General features: G+C 40.3%; 23 protein-coding genes and 1 tRNA gene. 15 read left to right on the top strand and 9 right to left on the bottom strand.

What is annotated here, in order from left to right; genetic code table 11:
• The 5 genes from OFO10_RS02860 to OFO10_RS02840 all read left to right on the top strand — a co-directional run bounded on the left by OFO10_RS02860 (position 1) and on the right by OFO10_RS02840 (position 5,048).
• Complete coding sequence (locus OFO10_RS02860; protein WP_270865135.1) at positions 1–639, top strand: Crp/Fnr family transcriptional regulator; 639 nt, start codon at positions 1–3, stop codon at positions 637–639.
• A 12-nt stretch (positions 640–651) separates the two neighbouring features.
• The gene (locus tag OFO10_RS02855) at positions 652–1,776 is read left to right on the top strand and encodes a metallophosphoesterase (RefSeq protein ID WP_270866019.1); all 1,125 of its coding nucleotides are present in this window, start codon (positions 652–654) and stop codon (positions 1,774–1,776) included.
• Complete coding sequence (asd, locus tag OFO10_RS02850; protein ID WP_270866018.1) at positions 1,776–2,681, top strand: archaetidylserine decarboxylase; 906 nt, start codon at positions 1,776–1,778, stop codon at positions 2,679–2,681. Before OFO10_RS02855 ends, asd begins: the two co-directional genes overlap by 1 nt.
• Before the next feature lie 63 nt (positions 2,682–2,744).
• A complete protein-coding gene (locus OFO10_RS02845; protein ID WP_270866017.1) occupies positions 2,745–3,188 on the top strand; it encodes a type II secretion system protein in 444 nt (147 codons plus the stop codon).
• Positions 3,189–5,048: a primosomal protein N' gene (locus OFO10_RS02840; RefSeq protein ID WP_270866016.1), complete on the top strand. Its 1,860-nt coding sequence runs from the start codon at positions 3,189–3,191 to the stop codon at positions 5,046–5,048.
• Positions 5,049–5,052: 4 nt separating this feature from the next.
• Here OFO10_RS02840 and OFO10_RS02835 read toward each other — a convergent pair whose 3' ends face one another.
• On the bottom strand, positions 5,053–5,484 hold the full coding sequence (locus OFO10_RS02835) for a hypothetical protein (RefSeq protein ID WP_270866015.1): 432 nt from the start codon (positions 5,482–5,484) through the stop codon (positions 5,053–5,055).
• A 10-nt stretch (positions 5,485–5,494) separates the two neighbouring features.
• Positions 5,495–5,911 (bottom strand): rRNA maturation RNase YbeY, encoded by a 417-nt coding sequence (ybeY, locus tag OFO10_RS02830; protein ID WP_270866221.1) that lies wholly within the window; start codon positions 5,909–5,911, stop codon positions 5,495–5,497.
• Between the two features lie 89 nt (positions 5,912–6,000).
• Here ybeY and queC point away from each other — a divergent pair, with 89 nt between their 5' ends.
• Positions 6,001–6,645, top strand: coding sequence for a 7-cyano-7-deazaguanine synthase QueC (gene queC, locus OFO10_RS02825; protein WP_442867983.1), 645 nt, complete (start codon positions 6,001–6,003; stop codon positions 6,643–6,645).
• 226 nt (positions 6,646–6,871) lie between these two features.
• On the top strand, positions 6,872–7,003 hold the full coding sequence (locus OFO10_RS02820; protein WP_270866013.1) for a hypothetical protein: 132 nt from the start codon (positions 6,872–6,874) through the stop codon (positions 7,001–7,003).
• A 43-nt stretch (positions 7,004–7,046) separates the two neighbouring features.
• Here the strand turns inward: OFO10_RS02820 and OFO10_RS02815 are convergent, their stop codons facing one another.
• The 3 genes from OFO10_RS02815 to OFO10_RS02805 all read right to left on the bottom strand — a co-directional run bounded on the left by OFO10_RS02815 (position 7,047) and on the right by OFO10_RS02805 (position 9,726).
• Positions 7,047–7,937 carry a hypothetical protein gene (locus OFO10_RS02815; protein WP_270866012.1) on the bottom strand — a complete coding sequence of 297 codons (891 nt, stop codon included), beginning with the start codon at positions 7,935–7,937 and terminating at the stop codon, positions 7,047–7,049.
• 314 nt (positions 7,938–8,251) lie between these two features.
• Positions 8,252–9,136 carry a KPN_02809 family neutral zinc metallopeptidase gene (gene ypfJ / locus OFO10_RS02810; RefSeq protein ID WP_270866011.1) on the bottom strand — a complete coding sequence of 295 codons (885 nt, stop codon included), beginning with the start codon at positions 9,134–9,136 and terminating at the stop codon, positions 8,252–8,254.
• 71 nt (positions 9,137–9,207) lie between these two features.
• Positions 9,208–9,726: a hypothetical protein gene (locus OFO10_RS02805; protein WP_270866010.1), complete on the bottom strand. Its 519-nt coding sequence runs from the start codon at positions 9,724–9,726 to the stop codon at positions 9,208–9,210.
• Between the two features lie 90 nt (positions 9,727–9,816).
• Between OFO10_RS02805 and mobB the strand changes: the two genes are divergently transcribed.
• The 4 genes from mobB to OFO10_RS02785 are packed head-to-tail and all read left to right on the top strand — an operon-like array spanning position 9,817 to position 12,007.
• Complete coding sequence (gene mobB, locus OFO10_RS02800) at positions 9,817–10,305, top strand: molybdopterin-guanine dinucleotide biosynthesis protein B (protein ID WP_270866009.1); 489 nt, start codon at positions 9,817–9,819, stop codon at positions 10,303–10,305.
• Between the two features lie 12 nt (positions 10,306–10,317).
• Complete coding sequence (locus tag OFO10_RS02795; RefSeq protein ID WP_270866008.1) at positions 10,318–11,169, top strand: class 1 fructose-bisphosphatase; 852 nt, start codon at positions 10,318–10,320, stop codon at positions 11,167–11,169.
• The gene (locus OFO10_RS02790) at positions 11,169–11,372 is read left to right on the top strand and encodes a hypothetical protein (RefSeq protein WP_270858212.1); all 204 of its coding nucleotides are present in this window, start codon (positions 11,169–11,171) and stop codon (positions 11,370–11,372) included. Before OFO10_RS02795 ends, OFO10_RS02790 begins: the two co-directional genes overlap by 1 nt.
• A gap of 35 nt (positions 11,373–11,407) precedes the next feature.
• Entirely contained in the window at positions 11,408–12,007 is a 600-nt protein-coding gene (locus OFO10_RS02785; protein ID WP_270866007.1) for a LysE family translocator, read from the top strand.
• 26 nt (positions 12,008–12,033) lie between these two features.
• On the opposite strand, the gene OFO10_RS02780 is transcribed toward OFO10_RS02785, so the two are convergent.
• Positions 12,034–12,912 carry a hypothetical protein gene (locus tag OFO10_RS02780; protein ID WP_270862003.1) on the bottom strand — a complete coding sequence of 293 codons (879 nt, stop codon included), beginning with the start codon at positions 12,910–12,912 and terminating at the stop codon, positions 12,034–12,036.
• A complete protein-coding gene (locus OFO10_RS02775) occupies positions 12,905–13,717 on the bottom strand; it encodes a M23 family metallopeptidase (RefSeq protein WP_270866006.1) in 813 nt (270 codons plus the stop codon). The genes OFO10_RS02780 and OFO10_RS02775 overlap by 8 nt, the downstream gene beginning before the upstream one ends.
• Before the next feature lie 110 nt (positions 13,718–13,827).
• Here OFO10_RS02775 and OFO10_RS02770 point away from each other — a divergent pair, with 110 nt between their 5' ends.
• From OFO10_RS02770 to OFO10_RS02755, 4 genes are all read left to right on the top strand, one after another.
• The gene (locus OFO10_RS02770) at positions 13,828–14,637 is read left to right on the top strand and encodes a lipid-binding SYLF domain-containing protein (protein WP_270866005.1); all 810 of its coding nucleotides are present in this window, start codon (positions 13,828–13,830) and stop codon (positions 14,635–14,637) included.
• A 162-nt stretch (positions 14,638–14,799) separates the two neighbouring features.
• A tRNA-Lys gene (locus tag OFO10_RS02765) sits at positions 14,800–14,875 on the top strand.
• 199 nt (positions 14,876–15,074) lie between these two features.
• Positions 15,075–15,794 carry a metallophosphoesterase family protein gene (locus OFO10_RS02760; protein ID WP_270866004.1) on the top strand — a complete coding sequence of 240 codons (720 nt, stop codon included), beginning with the start codon at positions 15,075–15,077 and terminating at the stop codon, positions 15,792–15,794.
• Between the two features lie 177 nt (positions 15,795–15,971).
• Entirely contained in the window at positions 15,972–17,021 is a 1,050-nt protein-coding gene (locus OFO10_RS02755; RefSeq protein WP_270858218.1) for a cytochrome-c peroxidase, read from the top strand.
• A gap of 118 nt (positions 17,022–17,139) precedes the next feature.
• Here the strand turns inward: OFO10_RS02755 and OFO10_RS02750 are convergent, their stop codons facing one another.
• Both OFO10_RS02750 and OFO10_RS02745 read right to left on the bottom strand, forming a co-directional pair.
• A complete protein-coding gene (locus tag OFO10_RS02750; RefSeq protein ID WP_270866003.1) occupies positions 17,140–17,778 on the bottom strand; it encodes a YiiX/YebB-like N1pC/P60 family cysteine hydrolase in 639 nt (212 codons plus the stop codon).
• 3 nt (positions 17,779–17,781) lie between these two features.
• Positions 17,782–18,171 (bottom strand): DUF4878 domain-containing protein, encoded by a 390-nt coding sequence (locus OFO10_RS02745; RefSeq protein WP_270866002.1) that lies wholly within the window; start codon positions 18,169–18,171, stop codon positions 17,782–17,784.
• Between the last annotated feature and the right edge of the window lies 1 nt (position 18,172).

Genomic DNA, 18,172 nt, shown 5'->3' with positions numbered 1-18,172 from the left:
ATGGAAATTTTGAAATTTATCCCTTTTTTTAAGGGGCTTGATGAGGCCAAAATCGAGCGATTAGCGCAGATTAGTAGCAAAAAGGCTTTTAAAAAGGGAGAAATTTTATTTTATGAGGGCGATACAAGCTCTCATTTAATCATCTTGCTTAAAGGCACAATCGAGATTTATAAAACAGCCCCTAGTGGCAAGGAAATCTATATCCACGAAATCCGCCCGATGTCTTTCGTGGCTGAGGCTGTAAATTTCGAAAATATCCCCTATCCAGCCAGCGCGCGCTTTGCTAGCGGTGGCGAGGTTTTAAAAATAGATTATGAAAAATTTGTCGAAGAGTTTTTGAGCGAGCCTGAGATTTGCATTAGCATTATAAAATCAATTTCGGCGAAGCTTAGGGCGCTAGAATTTGCGTTTGAAAACAGCGTCGTGCTACCTAGCGAGGCAAAAATATCAAAATTTATCATCGAAAATTTTGATATTTTTACCAGCTCAAAACACATTAAAATCGCCAAAATTTTAAATATCACCCCTGAGACATTTTCTCGCACGATTACGAAATTTAAAAAATCTGGCGCGCTTTTGGTCGATAAAGATGGTGAAATTTCAGGCTTTGATAGAGAAAAATTAGAAAAATTTATCTGATTTGGAGTAAGAGTGAAAATCCCATATATTTTTCCGATTGTAGCGACGACGCTCTTTGTTTTTTTGAATTTATACATTTACAAATCAATCTCAGCTAGGTTTGAAATTTACGATAAATTCAAAAAAATAAAGCCGTTTTTGATAGTTTTTTGCCTATTTTTGGTGATTTTCGAGGGTATGTTTTTTACTAGAAGCGTTTTTGCCGGCGCGCTAAAAGATGAAATTTTATACAAAATTTGCGTAGTTTGCGTGGCTAGCAGCTTTTCACTTTTCTTTTTATGCCTTGCTTATGATATTTTAAATGTGAGCGCAAAATTTGCCAAATTTAGCGAGAGCAGGCGCAAATTTATTAAAATTTGCGTAGATGTAACCTTCGTAATAATGGCGTTTAGCTACCTTTTTAAGGGCTTTTACAACGCGCTTAAAACTCCGAAAATAAACGAGGTCGATATCAAAATCAAAAATCTAAGCCAGGATCTGAATTTGGCTGTGGTGAGCGACATACACTTGGGCGAATTTTTAAAAAAAGATTTTTTGCAAACTATCGTAGCGCAGATAAACGCTACCAGCCATGATGCTGTGTGTATCGTGGGCGATATGTTTGATTTGCGCGCAAACGAGCTTGGCGATATTTTGGAGCCTTTGCGCGAACTAAAAAAGCCTGTGTTTTTTGTAACGGGAAATCACGAGTATTACAGAGGCGCAAAGGGGCTAATCGAAGCTTTGGAGCGCGAGGGCGTGAGGGTTTTGCAAAACGAGAGCGTGGAGTTTATGGGGATAAATCTGCTTGGCACGCACGATTTAAGCGGTGTGAGATTTAATGAATTAGAGCCAAATTTCAGGGCAGCCCTAAAAATGGCAGATCCAAATAAACCTAAAATTTTACTCGCTCATCAGCCAAAATTTATAAATTTACATGTAAAAGATGAGGTGGATTTGTGTATTTGCGGACACACGCACGGCGGGCAAATTTTCCCATTTAGCCTGCTTGTAGCACTCGATCAAAAATATGTCCATGGGCTATATAATGACGGAGCAAAGCAAATTTATGTGAGTAGTGGGGTCGGTTTTTGGGGACCTCCGATGAGGATTTTTGCTGACGCAGAAATCGCGCTACTAAGACTAAGGAGAGAGTGATGAAAAAGCTAATTTCACGCTGTTTTGGGGCTGTGGCTGGGGTAAAATTTCCGCGCCCTGTGCAGAAGTTTATCAATCAAAAATATATCGACGCTTTTGAGATTGATATGAGCGAATTTTTAGGCGCAGGTGATTACGATAGCCTAAATGCGCTATTTACGAGGCGTTTGGTGAGGGAGCGTGAAATTTGCGCCGAGCCTAGCGCGTTTTTGAGCCCGAGTGATGGAGTGATTTTTGAGTGTGGGGCTACTAGTGATTTTAGCGCGTTTAGTATAAAGGGGCATAAGTACGATATTTGGGAGCTTTTGGGGCTTAAATCTTGGGCCGGGGATTTGCAAAAGCAAAATTCCGAAATTTTTATTAGTTTGCTAAATTTAGATGATATGAAAACTTCCAGAGATTTTAAAATGTCGGCGGATTTGACATACGCAAACATCTATCTAAGCCCAAAAGACTATCATCACTATCACGCCCCATGCGATCTTAGCGTCATTGGTGCGCTATATATCCCGGGCGAGCTTCACAGCGTGGCAAAAAAATATCTGCTAAAAGTGCCAAATCTCTATGCTAAAAACGAGCGCGTGGTTTTGCTCTGCAAAATGAGCAACGGCGGGCTTTTGTGGCTGGTTTTTGTAGGGGCGCTAAATGTAGGCAAGATGAAATTTGACTTTGATGAAAGGATTCAAACTAACGCTAAGGCTAACGATAAGGCTAGGGAAATTTTGAATTTTGATTATAATAAATTCGATTATGGCGAGGGCGTGAGCTTTAAAAAGGGCGAACATATCGGAAATTTCGAGCTTGGCTCTACGATAGTGATGATTGCCGAGGAGGAATTTTTGGAGTTTGAAATTTCGCAGGGGCAAAGGGTAAAATTTGCGCAAAAAATCGCTAGCTTAATTTAATTTAAAGCTAGCTTAATTTAATTTTAGCTATACTTAAATCTATTTTAAATCAAAGGATTTAATATGAAAAACGCATTTACTATGATTGAGTTGGTTTTTGTTATCGTTGTGCTCGGCATTTTAGCAGGTGTTGCTGTGCCAAAACTAGCCGTCACCAGAGATGACGCTACGGTCGCAAAAATAAGAGGCGATGTAGCGGCTATCAGAAGCGGAATTTCGCTAAGAAGAGGTGAAGATCAGTTAAGAGGCATTGCGACATGGCCTGATTTAAACAGCAGTAGCGATGATATGTTTGGTAATGTTTTGCAAAATGACCTAACTAAAAGCACTGGCAAAAACGGCTGGAAAGTTAAAACTCGAAATCAAACTTATGAGGCGTGCGTAGCTGGGAAGTGCGTAGATTTTACATATTATCGAACAAGAGCAGAAGCTGACGCTGCGGGTGTCAGGGTTGGCACATTTGATTGTGTCCATACAGATGTAACTTGCAAAGCATTGACTGAGTAAGTGTATTACTACGAAATCGCGGTTTTAGGGGCAAGACTAAAACCGCTTACCTATTTTTCAAATTCACAAATTTCACCATACCAAATAGTCCAAATTCCCGTAAAAAACGCCCAAAAACGCGGTGTAGTTTTGCGCGAAGTGCCAAAACCCGAGTTTTGCACGAAAGAAATCAGCGAAATTTTGCCCCTAAATTTCACGCCGTTTCAGGTGGAATTAGCGCAGTTTATTTCGCATTTTTATGTCTGCGAAATCGGCGTGGCGTTTGGGGTTTTTGAGCCAAATTCGAGCATAAATTGCGCGCCTTGCGAAAAGCTAAATTTCACAAAAACGCCAAATTTGACCCCGGAGCAGACAAAAGCTCTAAATTTTGCCAAGCAAAACGCCGTTTCGCTGATTTTTGGCGATACGGGAAGCGGCAAAAGCGAGGTTTATATCTCGCTCATAGCAGAAATTTTAAACTCTGGCAAACAAGCGCTATTTTTAATGCCAGAAATCTCGCTCACACCGCAAATGACGAAGCGCTTGCAAGGGTATTTCGGCGAGGCTCTTGGCGTGTGGCACTCCAAAATCACCCCCGCTAAAAAACGCCAAATTTTAGCCGATTTTTTCGCAGGCAAAATTCGCCTTATCGCAGGCGCGCGCTCGGCGCTGTTTTTGCCGTTTCATAACCTTGGCGCAATCATCGTCGATGAGGAGCACGATGATAGCTACAAATCAGCTTCCGCTCCACGCATAAATGCCCGAGATCTCGCGATTTTTGCCGCGCACAAATGTGGCGTTAAAACCGTGCTTGGCTCAGCCACACCCTCTCTTACGAGCTTTGCCAAACAGCCAAATTTCAGGCTCAAAGGCACCTATCACGCCACGCACAAACGCTACATTTACGACGAGAGCGAAACTTCCCTCACGCCAAAAATAAAAAAAGAAATCAGCGCAAGTCTAGGCGCAAATCGCCAAGTGGTGGTGTTTTTACCCACACGCGCAAATTTCAAATATATGGTTTGCAAGAGTTGTGGCGAGATTATCAAATGCCCGTTTTGCTCCGTGGGTATGAGCTATCACGAAAAGGAAAAGGCGCTAAAATGCCATTATTGCGGATACAGCGCGTTTTACAAACAGCCTTGCGCTAAATGTGGCAAAAGCGTAAGCGAGGCCAAAAAAATGGGCACTAGCGAGCTTTTAAAAGAGCTAAAAGCAAATTTCCCTGAGGCAAAAATCGCTAAATTTGACCGCGATGAGATTACGACCCAAAGAAAGCTAGAAGCTCTATTAAACGACTTTAACGCCCATAAAATCGACATTTTGGTAGGCACGCAAATGCTTAGCAAGGGGCATGATTACCATGGTGTGGATTTGGCGGTGATTATGGGGATTGATGAGCATTTGAATTACCCTGATTTTAGGGCGCGCGAAAAGACCCTGGCTCTTGGCATGCAAGTAGCAGGTAGAGCCGGCAGGAAGGGCGAAGGCAGGGTCGTGATACAGACTCTGCAAAGGGCGTTTTTCGAGGATTTTTTGCAGGATTATGACGCGTTTTTAGAAGAAGAAAGCGAGGATCGAGATCCTCTCTACCCGCCATACACTAGGCTTTTGCGTGTTTTAATCTCGCATAAAAACGAGGTAGAGGCGGCTAAAATTTGCGCTAGCGGACTTGAAATTTTGCACGGCGCGCTAAAAGCCAAAAAACTAAATGGTTTGCAAATCATAGGGTACGGCAAGGCTGGAATTGCGCTGATTGCGGGCAAATTTCGCTACGAAATACTGCTTCGAGCTACCACGCACACGCCACTTTTAAGGGCTGGCGCACTTCTAGCACATTTGCCCGTTGAGATCGATATGGATCCGATTAATTTTTCTTAAATTTTCAAAATAAATATTTGTGTCTAATGATGACTTTTGTAATATTTTGCTCGGATAGTATTTTGAAATCATCATCGCTTATAGCTTTTATTTTTCCGTTTTCTTTATAATAATAGTGTTTGCACGGTAACGGCTCTTTGGAACTTTCTGGCGTAAAACCACATTTTAGATTTTTTAAAAATCCGCCGTATTCATCAGCGTCCGTTATGATGAGTAAATTTTCTTTATTTTTGTTTGATGTAATATCAACAATTTTTTCATCGGGAATTTTGATATAAAATTCATGCCCTGGAAACGGATATGGGTTTTTGGATTGATTAGCCCAAAAAATCAACCTATTTGTTCCAGTTGTACCCCACATACTTCCTAATATAAGAACTAGCAAAACCAAAAAAATCGCCAAAAATATGTTTAAAATTTTTCTTTTTCTACTCAAAATTTATCCTTTATTCCAGCGTTCGCACGATTAGGCTTTTTGGAAGTTTGAATTTAGTGATGATTTCGCACTCTTTTTCACGCATTTGCCCGTTATCGATTTCGTGGTCAAAGCCCAAAATATGCAAAAGTCCGTGCGTAAATAAAAGTGCGATTTCATCGTTATTTGAGTGCGAAAATTCTAGCGATTTTTGCTCTACTAAATCCAAATTTATCACAACAGAACCCATAAGCCTAGTATCACCGCCAAACGGCACATTTTCAAGCGGAAAGCTAAGCACATCGGTAGTTTTGTCAATGCCACGCGAATTTTTATTGATTTCTCTCATCTCTTCACTTCGCACAAATACAAGCTCTACGGCGTCATCACTAAGCTCAGCTAGGATTTCGCCCAAAATAGCAGGATATTTTTCATCACAAAGTATCAAATTTAAGCCCTTTATATCAAATTTTTCGTATAATTCTACCAAAAAAAGGATTAAATTTGAAAAAAGCTTTATGTATCATCAGCGGCGGTATGGATAGCGCGACTTGCGCGTATATCGCCAAAAATTCAGGCTATGAGGTCATTGGAGTGCATTTTGATTATGCTCAGCGCACGCAGGATAAAGAGCGCGAGTGTTTCGAGAGAATTTGCGATGATTTAGGCGTAGCGAGGCGATACGCGCTGGATGCTAGATTTATCGCGCAAATCGGCGCAAACTCGCTTACAGATACGAGCCTTAGTGTGCGAAAGGGCGCAAACATCGATAAAAACGAGATCCCAAACACCTATGTGCCGTTTCGAAACGGCGTGTTTTTGAGTATCGCAGGCGCGCTTGCCGAGCGTGAGGGGTGTGAGGCGATTTTCATTGGCGTGGTGCAGGAGGATAGCAGCGGATATCCTGATTGCACGGCGGAATTTATCGCAAAAATGCAAAGCGCGATAAATGCGGGCACTTCGCCGAATTTTAGCGTGGAGATTAAAACGCCTTTGGTGCATTTAAACAAGGGCGAGATTGTGGCGCGTGCGCTTGAAAACGGCGTAAATTTGGGGCTTACTTGGAGTTGTTACACAAACTCGCACAAGGCTTGCGGCGTGTGCGATAGCTGTCAATTGCGCCTAAATGGCTTTGCAAAAGCCGGCGTAAAAGATCCAATCGAGTATGAAATCGAAATTTGATTTACTAGCGGATTTGGCGATACCGCCCCGAATTTCGCCGTTATTGTGATTACAAAGAACTGTTTTACAAAAATGAAGCAATCTGCAAAAACCAAATAAAAGCTTTAAAATTTTTGGAAAAGATTTAGAAAATTTAGCCAAAGAAGCTGATAAAAGTTTTGGCAAATTTTTTGGCGATTTAAACGCTACATTAAATGAAAATATAGATAACGGCGAACTTGAAAAGATGTTTGGCGACATTTTACAGAATTTAAACAAAAGCTTTCAAATGCATTTTAACGACCAAAATTCGAGCAATAAAAATAAAAAACCAAACATACAAATCGAAGTCCTGCCTGAAAATCCGATTAGGATTTGAAAATTTGCTTTAAAAATATAAATGGTGGGCAAATATGCCCACCTTACGATACTAATTCCTTAAATTTTAATAAATACTTTATTATGTCTTTGTGGTATTTAATTTTATCTTGCAACCTGCCATCTTCATTTAACCAAAGCACACTTGCTTTTAAAGACTTTATTTTTCTATAAAACTCAGTATTGATTAAAGAATTTTGTCTGTTTGGGTTTTGATAAATAAAGAATTCTTCATAGTTCTTAAATATAATAAAATCAATTTTGCTTTTGTTATAAAATTTCATTTTATATGGAATTTTATATACACTTGTTTCAAATGGCATGTTAATATCTATTTTGTCAAATAAAATATCATCTTTATTTCCATACACGCTGTGCCAAATTAAACCGCATTGAATAATGTATTCATCATTATTCATATCTATTACGAGTGGCTGTTCATGATATTTCAGTAAATTTAATGGAGCTAAAAACGATAAATCTACAAATAAAATATTTATTTCATTTTCTTTGAATTGTTTTTCATCTTCTTTTATCATATTGATTTTACTTATTACATTGGCAAGTATTATATCTTCATCGTATCCAAATGGGCAACAAGAAGTTGTATCTATATGACAATTTTTAAATTTTGTAGCCCCTGCTGATATAGAAGTTGTTTTTTTATTAGATTTGGTTTCTTGTTGCGTATTTACTTCTATATTTACATTTATACCATTAAAATCATAGGAATAATCAGCGGTTGGTTCTTTTGCATTTATATCATTATTACATATTAGTTTGTCGCAAAAATCAGATTGTTTAAAAAAAATATACGCATTTAATTCACCCAAATTAGCAATTATATCGTTGCATTTATTTTTAATTTTTTCTTTATTATTGTGGTCACTTTCAGAGATTTGTAGGGCACTTTCTATGATAGATTCATTTGTCATTTTAATCCTTTAAAATTAGTTTCGCAAGGTGGGCATCCTTGCCCGCCAAAATTAAATTTTATTTTCATCGTCATCGCAAAAAGCGAATTTTTATTTTTGTGAGCAAGGATGCCAATCCTACAATACTTTCAATACAGAATTTATTAAATTTGAATAACAAATGCCGACGATTTCACACAAAGCTCATCAAAAGATAAGACTTGTTTTTGTCTATCGTTGTGAGCTTTGTGTGAAAGCTAGGCTCGTTTCAATTCCGAATTTAAAAAACCCGTGCAGGGTCGCAAAAATTCGCCAAATTTACTGAAATTCCTATTTTACCAACTCTCCAAGCCCGTCAAACACGCACTCAAATCGCCCGTTTTAAAGCCTTTATAAAACCACTCTTTTCTTTGTGCGCCACTTCCGTGCGTGAAAGAATCCGGCACCACATACCCACGCGCCTTTTTTTGCAAGGTATCATCGCCTATCATCGTAGCGGCATTTAGCGCCTCTTCCAAGTCGCCATCTTCTAAAATTTTGTATTGATGATGTCCCCAAATACCCGCCAAACAATCGGCTTGAAGCTCCACTCTAACCTGAATTGCGTTTGCCCCAGCTTCGTTAGTTCTGGCCTTTAATTTATCGGCGTTAGATAAAATTCCTAGCAGATTTTGCACATGGTGTCCCACTTCGTGCGCGATGACATAGCCTTGCGCGAAATCGCCCGCTGCGTGGTGTTTTTTCGCCAAATCAGAGAAAAAATCCGTATCCAAATAAATCCTAGTATCGACCGGGCAATAAAATGGCCCAACTTGCGAGCTAGCATACCCACACCCGCTTCTTGTCGCGCCGTGGAATAAAAGCAGTCTTGGCTCAGAGTATTTCGCGCCGTATTTCGCAAAAATCGCGCCCCAAACATCTTCGGTTTGGCGCAAAACGGTAGAGACGAAATCCTTGGCTTCTTTTGCTGCTTCGTTGTTTTCGAATTTGCTAGCCGCAGCTCCACCGCTAGCAGAGGTGAAATTTAGCAAATTTAGCGGATTATAACCCATAAACGCCGCTACCACGCCAAGGGCTAGGACGATTCTGCCAAATTTCGTTTTTACCAAAAATTTTACCACAGGAATCAAAAGCGCGAGATTTACTCCGCCTCCGCCACCACCGCTACTAGCCCTCATATCGTCGATATTTGAGCTTTTATTTCCGCCACGCCATTTCATTTTTTATCCTTCAAATTTGAATTTCTGAAATTTTATCACAAATTTTATTTCTAGCAAAATTTGCGCCCGCCCTAATCATCGAGTTTGAGTTTAGGGTGCCAATACATCGACTTCGAGACCTTGCGAAATTTCACGCTCGCATTTAGGCCGTTTGAGGTCGTAAAGCTAAGCACGAGATTATCTTGTTGCGTTTTTGGCGCGCTGATTTTGTAGCGATTAGACCACGCGATTTTAAAAACCTCTTTGCTAGCTAGCGGGCTCTCATCGGCGATTAGCTCCACGCTGACATTTTCGTCGCTTCCATTTACACGCACATTTTTGATCTCGATCTCTTTTGGATACGAGGTTAGCAAGAAAAACTCATCTTCTCTTTCGTTGCGAATCTCGGGCATTGTGGGGTTTAGATAGGTCGCCACGCCCAGGTATCTATCGCCCTCTTTGACGCTTTCGAATTTTTGCGTATATGCCATAAACTCGTTTTTAACCGGGTCGTGAGGGACTTTTTCTTTATTAGCGCACGAGCAAATTCCTAGCGCAAACAGCCCTAAAATCAGAGTGCGCGCAAATTTTGAAATAGTTAAATTTTGCATTTTTCTTCCTTTAAATTTTGGCGTATATTATCAAATTTTGCTTTTTAAAAGGCTAAATTTGATACAATCAAGATTTTTTAAGGGAGAGAGATGAAAAGACTAGCCATTGCGTTTTCAGGTCCGTCAAACACCGGCAAAACAACGCTAATTTGCAAGGTAGCGCAAATTTTTATCGAGCAAAATTTAAAGGTCGCTATCGTCAAACACGACCCCAAAGACAAGGCTAAATTTGACACCGAGGGCAAGGACAGCGCGAAATTTAGCGCAGTTGGCGCAGATGTGGCGGTCGTAAGCCCTACGCGCACGACATATTTTTTAAACCAAATGCGAAATTTAGACGAGATTATCGCTGGATTTGGTGATTTTGATATTTTGATTGTGGAGGGTCTAAAAACACTGCCCCTGCCACGAATCAGCCTATTTAGGGACAAAATCGACGAGGCGTATTTGCCGTTTTCGCAAGCCATTGCGACAAATCTGCCAAGAGCGCAAATGGATAAATTCTGCCCTGTAAATTTCGACATAAACGACGCGCAAAGTATCGCAAAATGGATACTTGATAATGCTAAAAAAGTTTAAAAAGGAGAGAGTATGCAAGAAATCGTAAAAACAATAGAAAAAATCGCCGTTTTAATCAGCGAAGAGCTAAAATACGCTGATTTCGGCTACGCTAGCACGCAAAATTCCACCGGCGACACACAGCTTAAACTCGATGTGCTAAGCGATATGATAATCGAGCGCGAATTTCGTGGCGTAGAGTGCGTAAAGGCGCTAATTAGCGAAGAAAAAGAGGAAATGCTAAGCATTAATGAAAACGGCAAATTTATAGTAGCTTACGATCCGCTCGACGGATCTAGCCTAGTAGATGTAAATTTCGCCGTGGGCTCGATTTTTGCGATTTATGAGGGCGAAATTTCACCAAGCTCATTGCGCGGGGCAGTATATAGCGTGTATGGCCCTAGAATCGAGCTTTGCGTATGTTTAGGCGACACTCCGAAGCTATACAGGCTTGGCAGGGACGGCAAATTTGCCTTCGCAAAAGAGCTAGTTTTAAACGAAAAAGGCAAACTAAACGCCACGGGAGCGACGCAAAAAGGTTGGAGCGATACACACAGAGTGCTCGTAAGAACGCTATTTGACGAGGGTTATCGCCTCAGATACTCAGGAGCCATGGTCAGCGACCTGCACCAAATTTTGCTAAAAGGCGGCGGGCTATTTAGCTACCCTGCCACGAGCGATCACCCAGCAGGCAAGCTTCGCATGGCGTTTGAAGTGTTGCCATTTGCCTATATCTACGAGCGTGCTGGCGGTGCTACTAGCGACGGAAAAAACAATTCGCTTTTAGAGCTTGAAATTTCAAAAATTCACCAAACCACACCGTGTTTTTTCGGCTCGAAATATGAAATTTCCAAAATGCACGAAATTTATCAAAGCGAAAAATAATGTCAGAAAATAACCAAGAACGCGATATTTTCGAGCAAATTTTAGACAAAAATTTAGCCATTTTGCAAGATTGCCAAGCGCAAAATGGCTTGCAAAGTTGTAGCCAGTGCGAAAAAATCCTAGACTGCCAAACGCGCGATAAGTATGTCAAGGCCGTGTTTGAGAGCATGTCAAAAGGTAGCACTGGCGATTTTGAATTTTAAATTTTAATTTCACACTAAAAATTTAAAGGAAATTGATGAACGCCTTTATAAACGGCATTTTAATGGGCTTTGGCGTGAGTGTGCCAATCGGTCCGATTAATGTTTTGATTATGTCTTACGCCCTGCAAAGCTATACAAAAGCCCTTTGCTTGGGGCTTGGCGCAATGAGTGCGGATATGCTTTATCTCGCCCTTAGCGCATTTGGGATTTCGCAACTTGCCAAAATTCCGCTTGTATTTGCGATTATTTCGGTGTTTGGGGCGTGTTTTTTACTATACATTGCGTATGGAATTTACAAAAGCGCGCGCAACACACCTGAAATCAAAAGCGTCGAGCTTGGCACGCACGCCAAAATTTACTCAAAAGGCTTTTTTTTAAATTTGCTAAATCCTTATGTGATTATGTTTTGGCTCAGTGTCTCTGCTAGCGTGAGTAGCGAAAATTTCGCTCTCTCACTGCTGGGGCTTTTTGTAGCGATTTTATCGTGGATTACGCTTTTTCCGCTTGTAGTCTATAAAAACAGAGCGCGCCTGCCAGATAGCGTGGCTAGGGCGTTTGCTTACATTTCTACGGCGATTTTGGTGTTTTATGCTGCAAAACTTCTTTGGGGAGTGGTGAAAAATTTAATCGCTTAAATTTAAGCGATTAAATTTTGAAGCGATTATCTATCAGTCTTTAAAATATCGACCAAAACGCCGTCAAATTCATCTTGTTTATACATTTTTATCTCTTTGACGACGCTAGCGTTATCGTCAGTGATGACGCGGTTATTTACCAAAGTATCCTCGATGAGTTTGAAAACAAAGGCGTGGTTGCTGATATCTGCCATTTGGCTTTTAAAGCCCATAGATAGGCACACAGGGCCCTCTATGCGCACGCCACGCAAATCTTTGGCGACATACAAATTCGCGATTGTGCGAACCATTTTTTTCGCCATTTGCGCGTGTTCAGATGAGTTTATGACATCATTTAGTCCGAAATTTTCCATTAAAAGCGGAATTTTTACCCTAGCTAGGATTCCTAATTTTTCGTCACTGCAACTTTTGCGCAAAAACGAAATTCTCACCTTGCACGGGATTTTTGTGTTTTTCTTGCGCACGGCCACTGGCGTGAAATACTGTGCGCTTTTGCTCTGCGACTTAGCGGCAGCTGTTTTCGAGCCCTCGTAAATTTCTTGCAAGGTTTTATTTTTAGACGCTAGGTTAAATTTCGGCTTGCTTTTGACCGATTTTTTTGTAGCACTTTGCAAATCCTGCTCCATGCTAGCCTCGCCAGTGATCCCAGCACTCGCGGCTGGTTTGGCTCCCTCGCGCAAAATAGATAAGAAATTTGCCTTGATTTTTTCGATTTGTTCTGGGCTTAGGCTCATTTTGTCATTGAGGCTCTCTACGCCAAATTGTCTTGGGAGGAAATTTATTATTTTTTTATCTCGCCCTACTATGCGCACGCGCCCTTTTACTGAGTCTTTGAGCGTATATTCGCTACCTTCGATTAACTCTTTTATCAACTCTTTTGGGGTTAATTTTTTATTTTCACTCATTTTCAAACACCACTTTATTAAATTTATTTATAAAATCCAAAGGATTCACACTCACACCATTTATAGCAATCCCAAAGTGCAAATGTGGCCCACTCACGCGCCCGCTAGCACCGCTTAGCCCTAGCTTATCGCCACCGCCTATTTTATCGCCTACTTTTACCAAAATTTTACTTAAATGATAATACTGCGAATACACGCCAGCACCATGGTCTATCACCACAGAACCACCAGCGTAATATCTGTCCTTTGCTATGACTACCACGCCCTCGCCCACGCTATGCACATCTGTGCCCATAGCAGCGCGGTAATCCGTGCCTGAGTGGTAGCTTTTCAACTCGCCATTAAAGGTGCGCGCATTGCCAAATGCAGATGTAATTTTAGCATTTGAAGGTAATAAAAAAGGTTTTTGTAATAAAATTTTTGGCGTAGTTTTAGCGTAAATTTTGTTTGCTTCGGCTAGTTCGCGCTCTATGCGAGCTTTCGCCTCTTTTGGCGGTTTTACCTTAGACGGAGCGACGGAAAATGCCTCGCTTTTGTAATCGCCTTTGATTAAATTTATAATCTCGGTTGTGGTTTTGCCATCTTGGGTGATTTTGAGTTTGATATCGTTTTTGGCTCTGTAATTTGCAGCGATGATTGCAATTTTTTCATCACTACCCAGTGAATTTACGAGGGGAATTTTTTTACCATTTGCTAAAATTTCACTCGTGTTTTTGTTAAATTTCAAAACAATTGCTTCACCATTTACTATCGATAAAGCAAAAATTTTAACCACACATAATGCTAAAATCGCCAAAATTTTCATTATTTTCCCAAAAATTTGTTATTTTTCATCAATTTTTTGTTAAAAATTAGCTAAAAAAAATGAAATTGCTGTTATAATAACTAAATTTCTATTTTAAAAGGATTAAACATATGAAAAAATTTTTATTAATTGCTTCATTTGTAGTTTCTAGTTTTTTGCACGCTGATGTCGTAGCAAATCAAGAAGTCATCGCAGCGACTAATGTTATGAGATCATTTGGCGCATCTAGCGGTTTCCATGTAGATCAAAAATATCTACAAGGCGCAAAAGCAGTAGCAATCCTAACAGATGTCAAACGCCTAGCAGCTGGCGCTTCTATCCAATACGGCGATGGAATTTTTAGCGTAAAAAATGCTGATGGCACATGGAGTGCTCCGATTTTCATCAAATACAAAGGCTTTGGTGTAGGTATCCAAGCAGGATACGAGACAAGCGATGTTGTGCTACTTTTCCACACAACTAAATCTTACCAAGATGTATTCACAGGCGCTGATACACTAGAAGTAAGTGCTGGTGCAGCATTTGGCGGACACGGTGCGAAAGCTGGTCGCGCTACTGATTTACCTGATATTTCAGCATGGATTGCAACCCCAGGCGAGCAAACAGGCTTGTATGCTGGCGTGACAATCGATAGCGGTCGCATCACAATCGATGATCAACTAACAAACGATTATTATGAGAGAATTTACGCTTACGAGGATATTTTAAACGATTCTCCACGCAATACAGAACACACTAAAAACCTAAAAGATGTTCTTTATAAATACCTAACAATGGGCAATGTCCGCTCAGCTAAAAATGTAGGCGCAAATTATGAGTTTGCAAAAATCGAGAAAAAATACGCTGATGGCAAACCAATCGTTTCTGACCGCCCTTACAAAAAAGGCGCAAAAGCAAGCAAAACTCAAACAAAAAAATAATTTCTCAAATTTAGGCTCTCGCTAAGGGAGCCTAAAATTCATTAAATTTATCTATATAAATTTCACTCTCAATAACAAATCGTTTAAATTTAATCAAATTTTCGAAAATTCTGCCAAATTTAACCTATTTTTTATATATATATGAATAAAATACAAGTTCGTGTCTCGTTAGCTCAGTTGGTAGAGCATCTGACTCTTAATCAGAGGGCCGCAGGTTCGAAGCCTGCACGGGACACCACCAAATTTTCCTTTGAGCTTTATTTCGTTTCCGATAAAATACAAAAATTTCAATTTTATAGTTGTAATCGTTTTTTGGGTCAGTATTTTAGTAAATACAAAATTTGAAAAATAATGAAAATTCCATAAATTTTGGATTTTGCGCATAAAATAAATATCGCAAAAGCAAAAAATCAAACAAAAATTTAAAAAGGCAGGCAATGAATAGAATTTTTATCACAGGCGATACACACGGCGGCTGGCGTGGATTTAGCGGCGAAATGGCACGATTTAAGAAGTTCGAAAAATTCGAAAGTGCGCTTTGCAAAGATGATTTTTTAATCATCGCTGGGGATTTTGGCTTTGTTTGGAATATGTTTCAAAGCGACGCGCGCGAGGAGCAGTGGCTAAAATACTTCAATGAGCGTAAATTTACCACGCTTTTCATCGACGGCAACCATGAAAATTTCGACCGATTAAACGCCTATGAAATCAGCGAATTTGCTGGTGGCAAAGTGCATAAAATCAGCCAGAGCGTGTATCATTTAATGAGGGGGCAAGTCTATGAAATCGCAGGGCGCAAAATTTTCACCATGGGTGGCGCGCTTAGTATCGATAGAGATATGCGAGAGCTTGGGGTTTCGTGGTGGGAGGGCGAAATGATAAGCCAGGCTGATATCTGCGAAGCGAACGCAAACCTCGCAAAACACAGCTTTAATGTCGATATCATTATCACGCACACCTGTCCTAGATTTGTCATACCGCGTGTGATAAAACTATCAATGGCGGCGAAAATTGATGATATAAATTCGAAAATTTTGCAGGATTTTTACGACAAAATAGAGTTTAAAAAGTGGTATTTTGGGCATTTTCACGAGGATTTTAAAATTGATGATAAATTTCGGGTGATTTATCAAGAAATCGAGGAAATTCGGCTTTAAATTTAAAAAAAACTTAAATTAATAAAATTTTGTAATTTTTTTATGTTCTAGCACCTTTTTGCGATAAATTATATCTTTTTTTTTTTTAAGAATTTTTATTATTTCGCTTAAATTTTTAAGTAACTTTTTATTTAATAAATTTTAAAATCCATTTACATTTTTTTAAAGGAGAGGAAAATGAAAGTTAAGTTTTTATTACTTAGTTCAGTAGTTGTTGCTAGCTCAGTATTCGCAGCTGACGATTTGGCAAAACTTGCAAAAGATAGTGGCCTACAAGCACTACCTAAAACTGCTGCTGAAATCGCAAAACTAGCAGAGAGTGCAGCACCAGATGCAAAAGATTTCCCAACAACTGACAAAAGAGTTGAACTTGGTAAAAAATTATATTTTGACCCAAGAATTTCAAGAAGTGGAATCATCAGCTGTAATACCTGCCACAACCTAGCAATCGGCGGAACTGACGGCGTTCCAGCTTCAACAGGTCACAAATGGACTCCAAACCCACACCATATCAATGCGCCTACAACACTAAACTCAGTGTTCAACTCAGCGCAATTCTGGGATGGTCGTGCAGCTCACCTAGCTGAGCAAGCAGCAGGTCCAGCAACAGCTGCTCCTGAAATGGCTGCAACTCCTGAGAGCGTAGAAAAACTACTTAACTCAATCCCTGGCTATGTTAAAGAATTTCAAGATGCTTATGGCAAAGATACAAAAATCACTTTCGATCTATTCGCTACAACAGTAGGAATTTTCGAAAGAACACTTGTAACTCCATCAAGATATGATGAGTTCTTAAACGGCGACTCAAAAGCCCTAACTGACGCTGAAAAAGAGGGTCTAAAAACATTTATCGATAAAGGTTGTGTATCTTGCCACAACGGAATCAACCTAGGCGGCACAATGCAACCGTTCGAAGTAGCAGGCAAATACGAATTCGCTAATGTTGGCGATTTCAAAGGCGATGCTAACGGTATGGTTAAAGCACCAGTTCTAAGAAATATTGTTGATACAGCTCCATATTTCCACAATGGCGCAATCTGGTCACTAAAAGACGCTGTTAAAGCAATGGGTAGCGTTCAACTTGGCATCGAAATCAGCGATGATGAAGCAAACAAAATCGTTACTTTCTTCAACGCTCTAAGCGGAAAACTACCTGATGCAGCTCTAAAATACCCAGTATTGCCAGCTAGAACAGATGCTACTCCAAAACCAGAGTTAGATTACTAAGGTTTATAAATTCTCGTCGGACACACAAAGCTTGCCAAATTTGGCAAGCTTTTTTTATGCCCGAATTTTTCCACTAAATTTCACAGCGAAATTTCACAGCGAAATTCATAGCGAATTTTCACTCGCTCTCGTAAATCATTTCGGTGCCATTAAATTCAGCAAGTGCGCGTGGAAATAGATACTTGCCACGAAAAAACGGCGCGTCAATATAGGTGTAAGCGGGGGCGAAATTTGGATAAATTTGCGCGATTTCACGCTGTATTAGCGTAGTGCAATATAAATTTGGCTCAGTCGATTTTGCCAAAACAAACTCCTCGCCCACGCGCAAATTTAGCGAATTTATCAAATTTCGCTTCTCTTGTGCGCTTAAAAAATTTATCCTTGCTACGCCAAATTTACGCGCACGAGATACAAACTCATCTAGCGAGCTTATCACGACGCCGTTCTGAGCGTATCGCTCATCGCTGATCGCGTGCAGGATTTGTGTCGGCGCAGTATCTATCACTACCCCCACATGCGAATACTTCCACTCGCTCATTTGCGCGATTAGCACGCTATCAAACTCATCGCCTAGGCGAAAAACCAGATCGCCGGGCACTAAATTTGGCAAATTTGTTAAATTTTGCAAATTTAGGGTTTGAAATTTTAAGCTTTTATCTTGAAAAAATTGCGGTAAATTTTGGCGGATTTGCGGGATTTGCACCGCCAAAAAAAGCGCAAATCCCAAAAAAATAAAAAACGAAATTTTAAATTTCATAAACTATCGCCATACTACCTTCCAATAGCCTTGATGATTTTTGCGCACCCTGGCGTCAAGTTCTTCGGTAGTGCCGTCGCCAAAGGTGATTTTGACCTTCATTCTGCCAGCGTCTTTGCCGATATTTTTATCGGTGATTTCGATTGTTTTGCATCCTCCGCGCCTCATAGCGTCTCTTGTGGTGGTGCCTGACATCGAGTCTAGCTTGCTCTCTACCTTGCGCTTTGTGGCTTCATCTTTCATTTGGCTTTCGCTTAGATACACTAGGCTCGCGCCTTTTTCGATGTCTCCTTTGCACCCTACCGAATCGACATAGCTTTTCACCACTTCCTCAGGACCTTCGCCACAACCCACAAAAACTAACATTATAATCGCTGAAAATAACCTTTTCATC

The organism is Campylobacter sp. VBCF_06 NA8 (assembly GCF_027737825.1).
GTDB lineage: Bacteria > Campylobacterota > Campylobacteria > Campylobacterales > Campylobacteraceae > Campylobacter_B.
This window is presented reverse-complemented; position numbering and strand designations above follow the sequence as displayed.

Bases quoted from the DNA above. Each gene is read 5' to 3' on its own strand.
- OFO10_RS02860 (WP_270865135.1), top strand. From the start codon at position 1: ATGGAAATTTTGAAATTTATCCCTTTTTTTAAGGGGCTTGATGAGGCC.
- asd (WP_270866018.1), top strand. From the start codon at position 1,776: ATGAAAAAGCTAATTTCACGCTGTTTTGGGGCTGTGGCTGGGGTAAAA.
- OFO10_RS02845 (WP_270866017.1), top strand. From the start codon at position 2,745: ATGAAAAACGCATTTACTATGATTGAGTTGGTTTTTGTTATCGTTGTG.
- queC (WP_442867983.1), top strand. From the start codon at position 6,001: ATGGATAGCGCGACTTGCGCGTATATCGCCAAAAATTCAGGCTATGAG.
- OFO10_RS02820 (WP_270866013.1), top strand. From the start codon at position 6,872: ATGTTTGGCGACATTTTACAGAATTTAAACAAAAGCTTTCAAATGCAT.
- OFO10_RS02815 (WP_270866012.1), bottom strand. From the start codon at position 7,937: ATGACAAATGAATCTATCATAGAAAGTGCCCTACAAATCTCTGAAAGT.
- ypfJ (WP_270866011.1), bottom strand. From the start codon at position 9,136: ATGAAATGGCGTGGCGGAAATAAAAGCTCAAATATCGACGATATGAGG.
- OFO10_RS02805 (WP_270866010.1), bottom strand. From the start codon at position 9,726: ATGCAAAATTTAACTATTTCAAAATTTGCGCGCACTCTGATTTTAGGG.
- mobB (WP_270866009.1), top strand. From the start codon at position 9,817: ATGAAAAGACTAGCCATTGCGTTTTCAGGTCCGTCAAACACCGGCAAA.
- OFO10_RS02795 (WP_270866008.1), top strand. From the start codon at position 10,318: ATGCAAGAAATCGTAAAAACAATAGAAAAAATCGCCGTTTTAATCAGC.
- OFO10_RS02790 (WP_270858212.1), top strand. From the start codon at position 11,169: ATGTCAGAAAATAACCAAGAACGCGATATTTTCGAGCAAATTTTAGAC.
- OFO10_RS02785 (WP_270866007.1), top strand. From the start codon at position 11,408: ATGAACGCCTTTATAAACGGCATTTTAATGGGCTTTGGCGTGAGTGTG.
- OFO10_RS02780 (WP_270862003.1), bottom strand. From the start codon at position 12,912: ATGAGTGAAAATAAAAAATTAACCCCAAAAGAGTTGATAAAAGAGTTA.
- OFO10_RS02775 (WP_270866006.1), bottom strand. From the start codon at position 13,717: ATGAAAATTTTGGCGATTTTAGCATTATGTGTGGTTAAAATTTTTGCT.
- OFO10_RS02770 (WP_270866005.1), top strand. From the start codon at position 13,828: ATGAAAAAATTTTTATTAATTGCTTCATTTGTAGTTTCTAGTTTTTTG.
- OFO10_RS02760 (WP_270866004.1), top strand. From the start codon at position 15,075: ATGAATAGAATTTTTATCACAGGCGATACACACGGCGGCTGGCGTGGA.
- OFO10_RS02755 (WP_270858218.1), top strand. From the start codon at position 15,972: ATGAAAGTTAAGTTTTTATTACTTAGTTCAGTAGTTGTTGCTAGCTCA.
- OFO10_RS02750 (WP_270866003.1), bottom strand. From the start codon at position 17,778: ATGAAATTTAAAATTTCGTTTTTTATTTTTTTGGGATTTGCGCTTTTT.
- OFO10_RS02745 (WP_270866002.1), bottom strand. From the start codon at position 18,171: ATGAAAAGGTTATTTTCAGCGATTATAATGTTAGTTTTTGTGGGTTGT.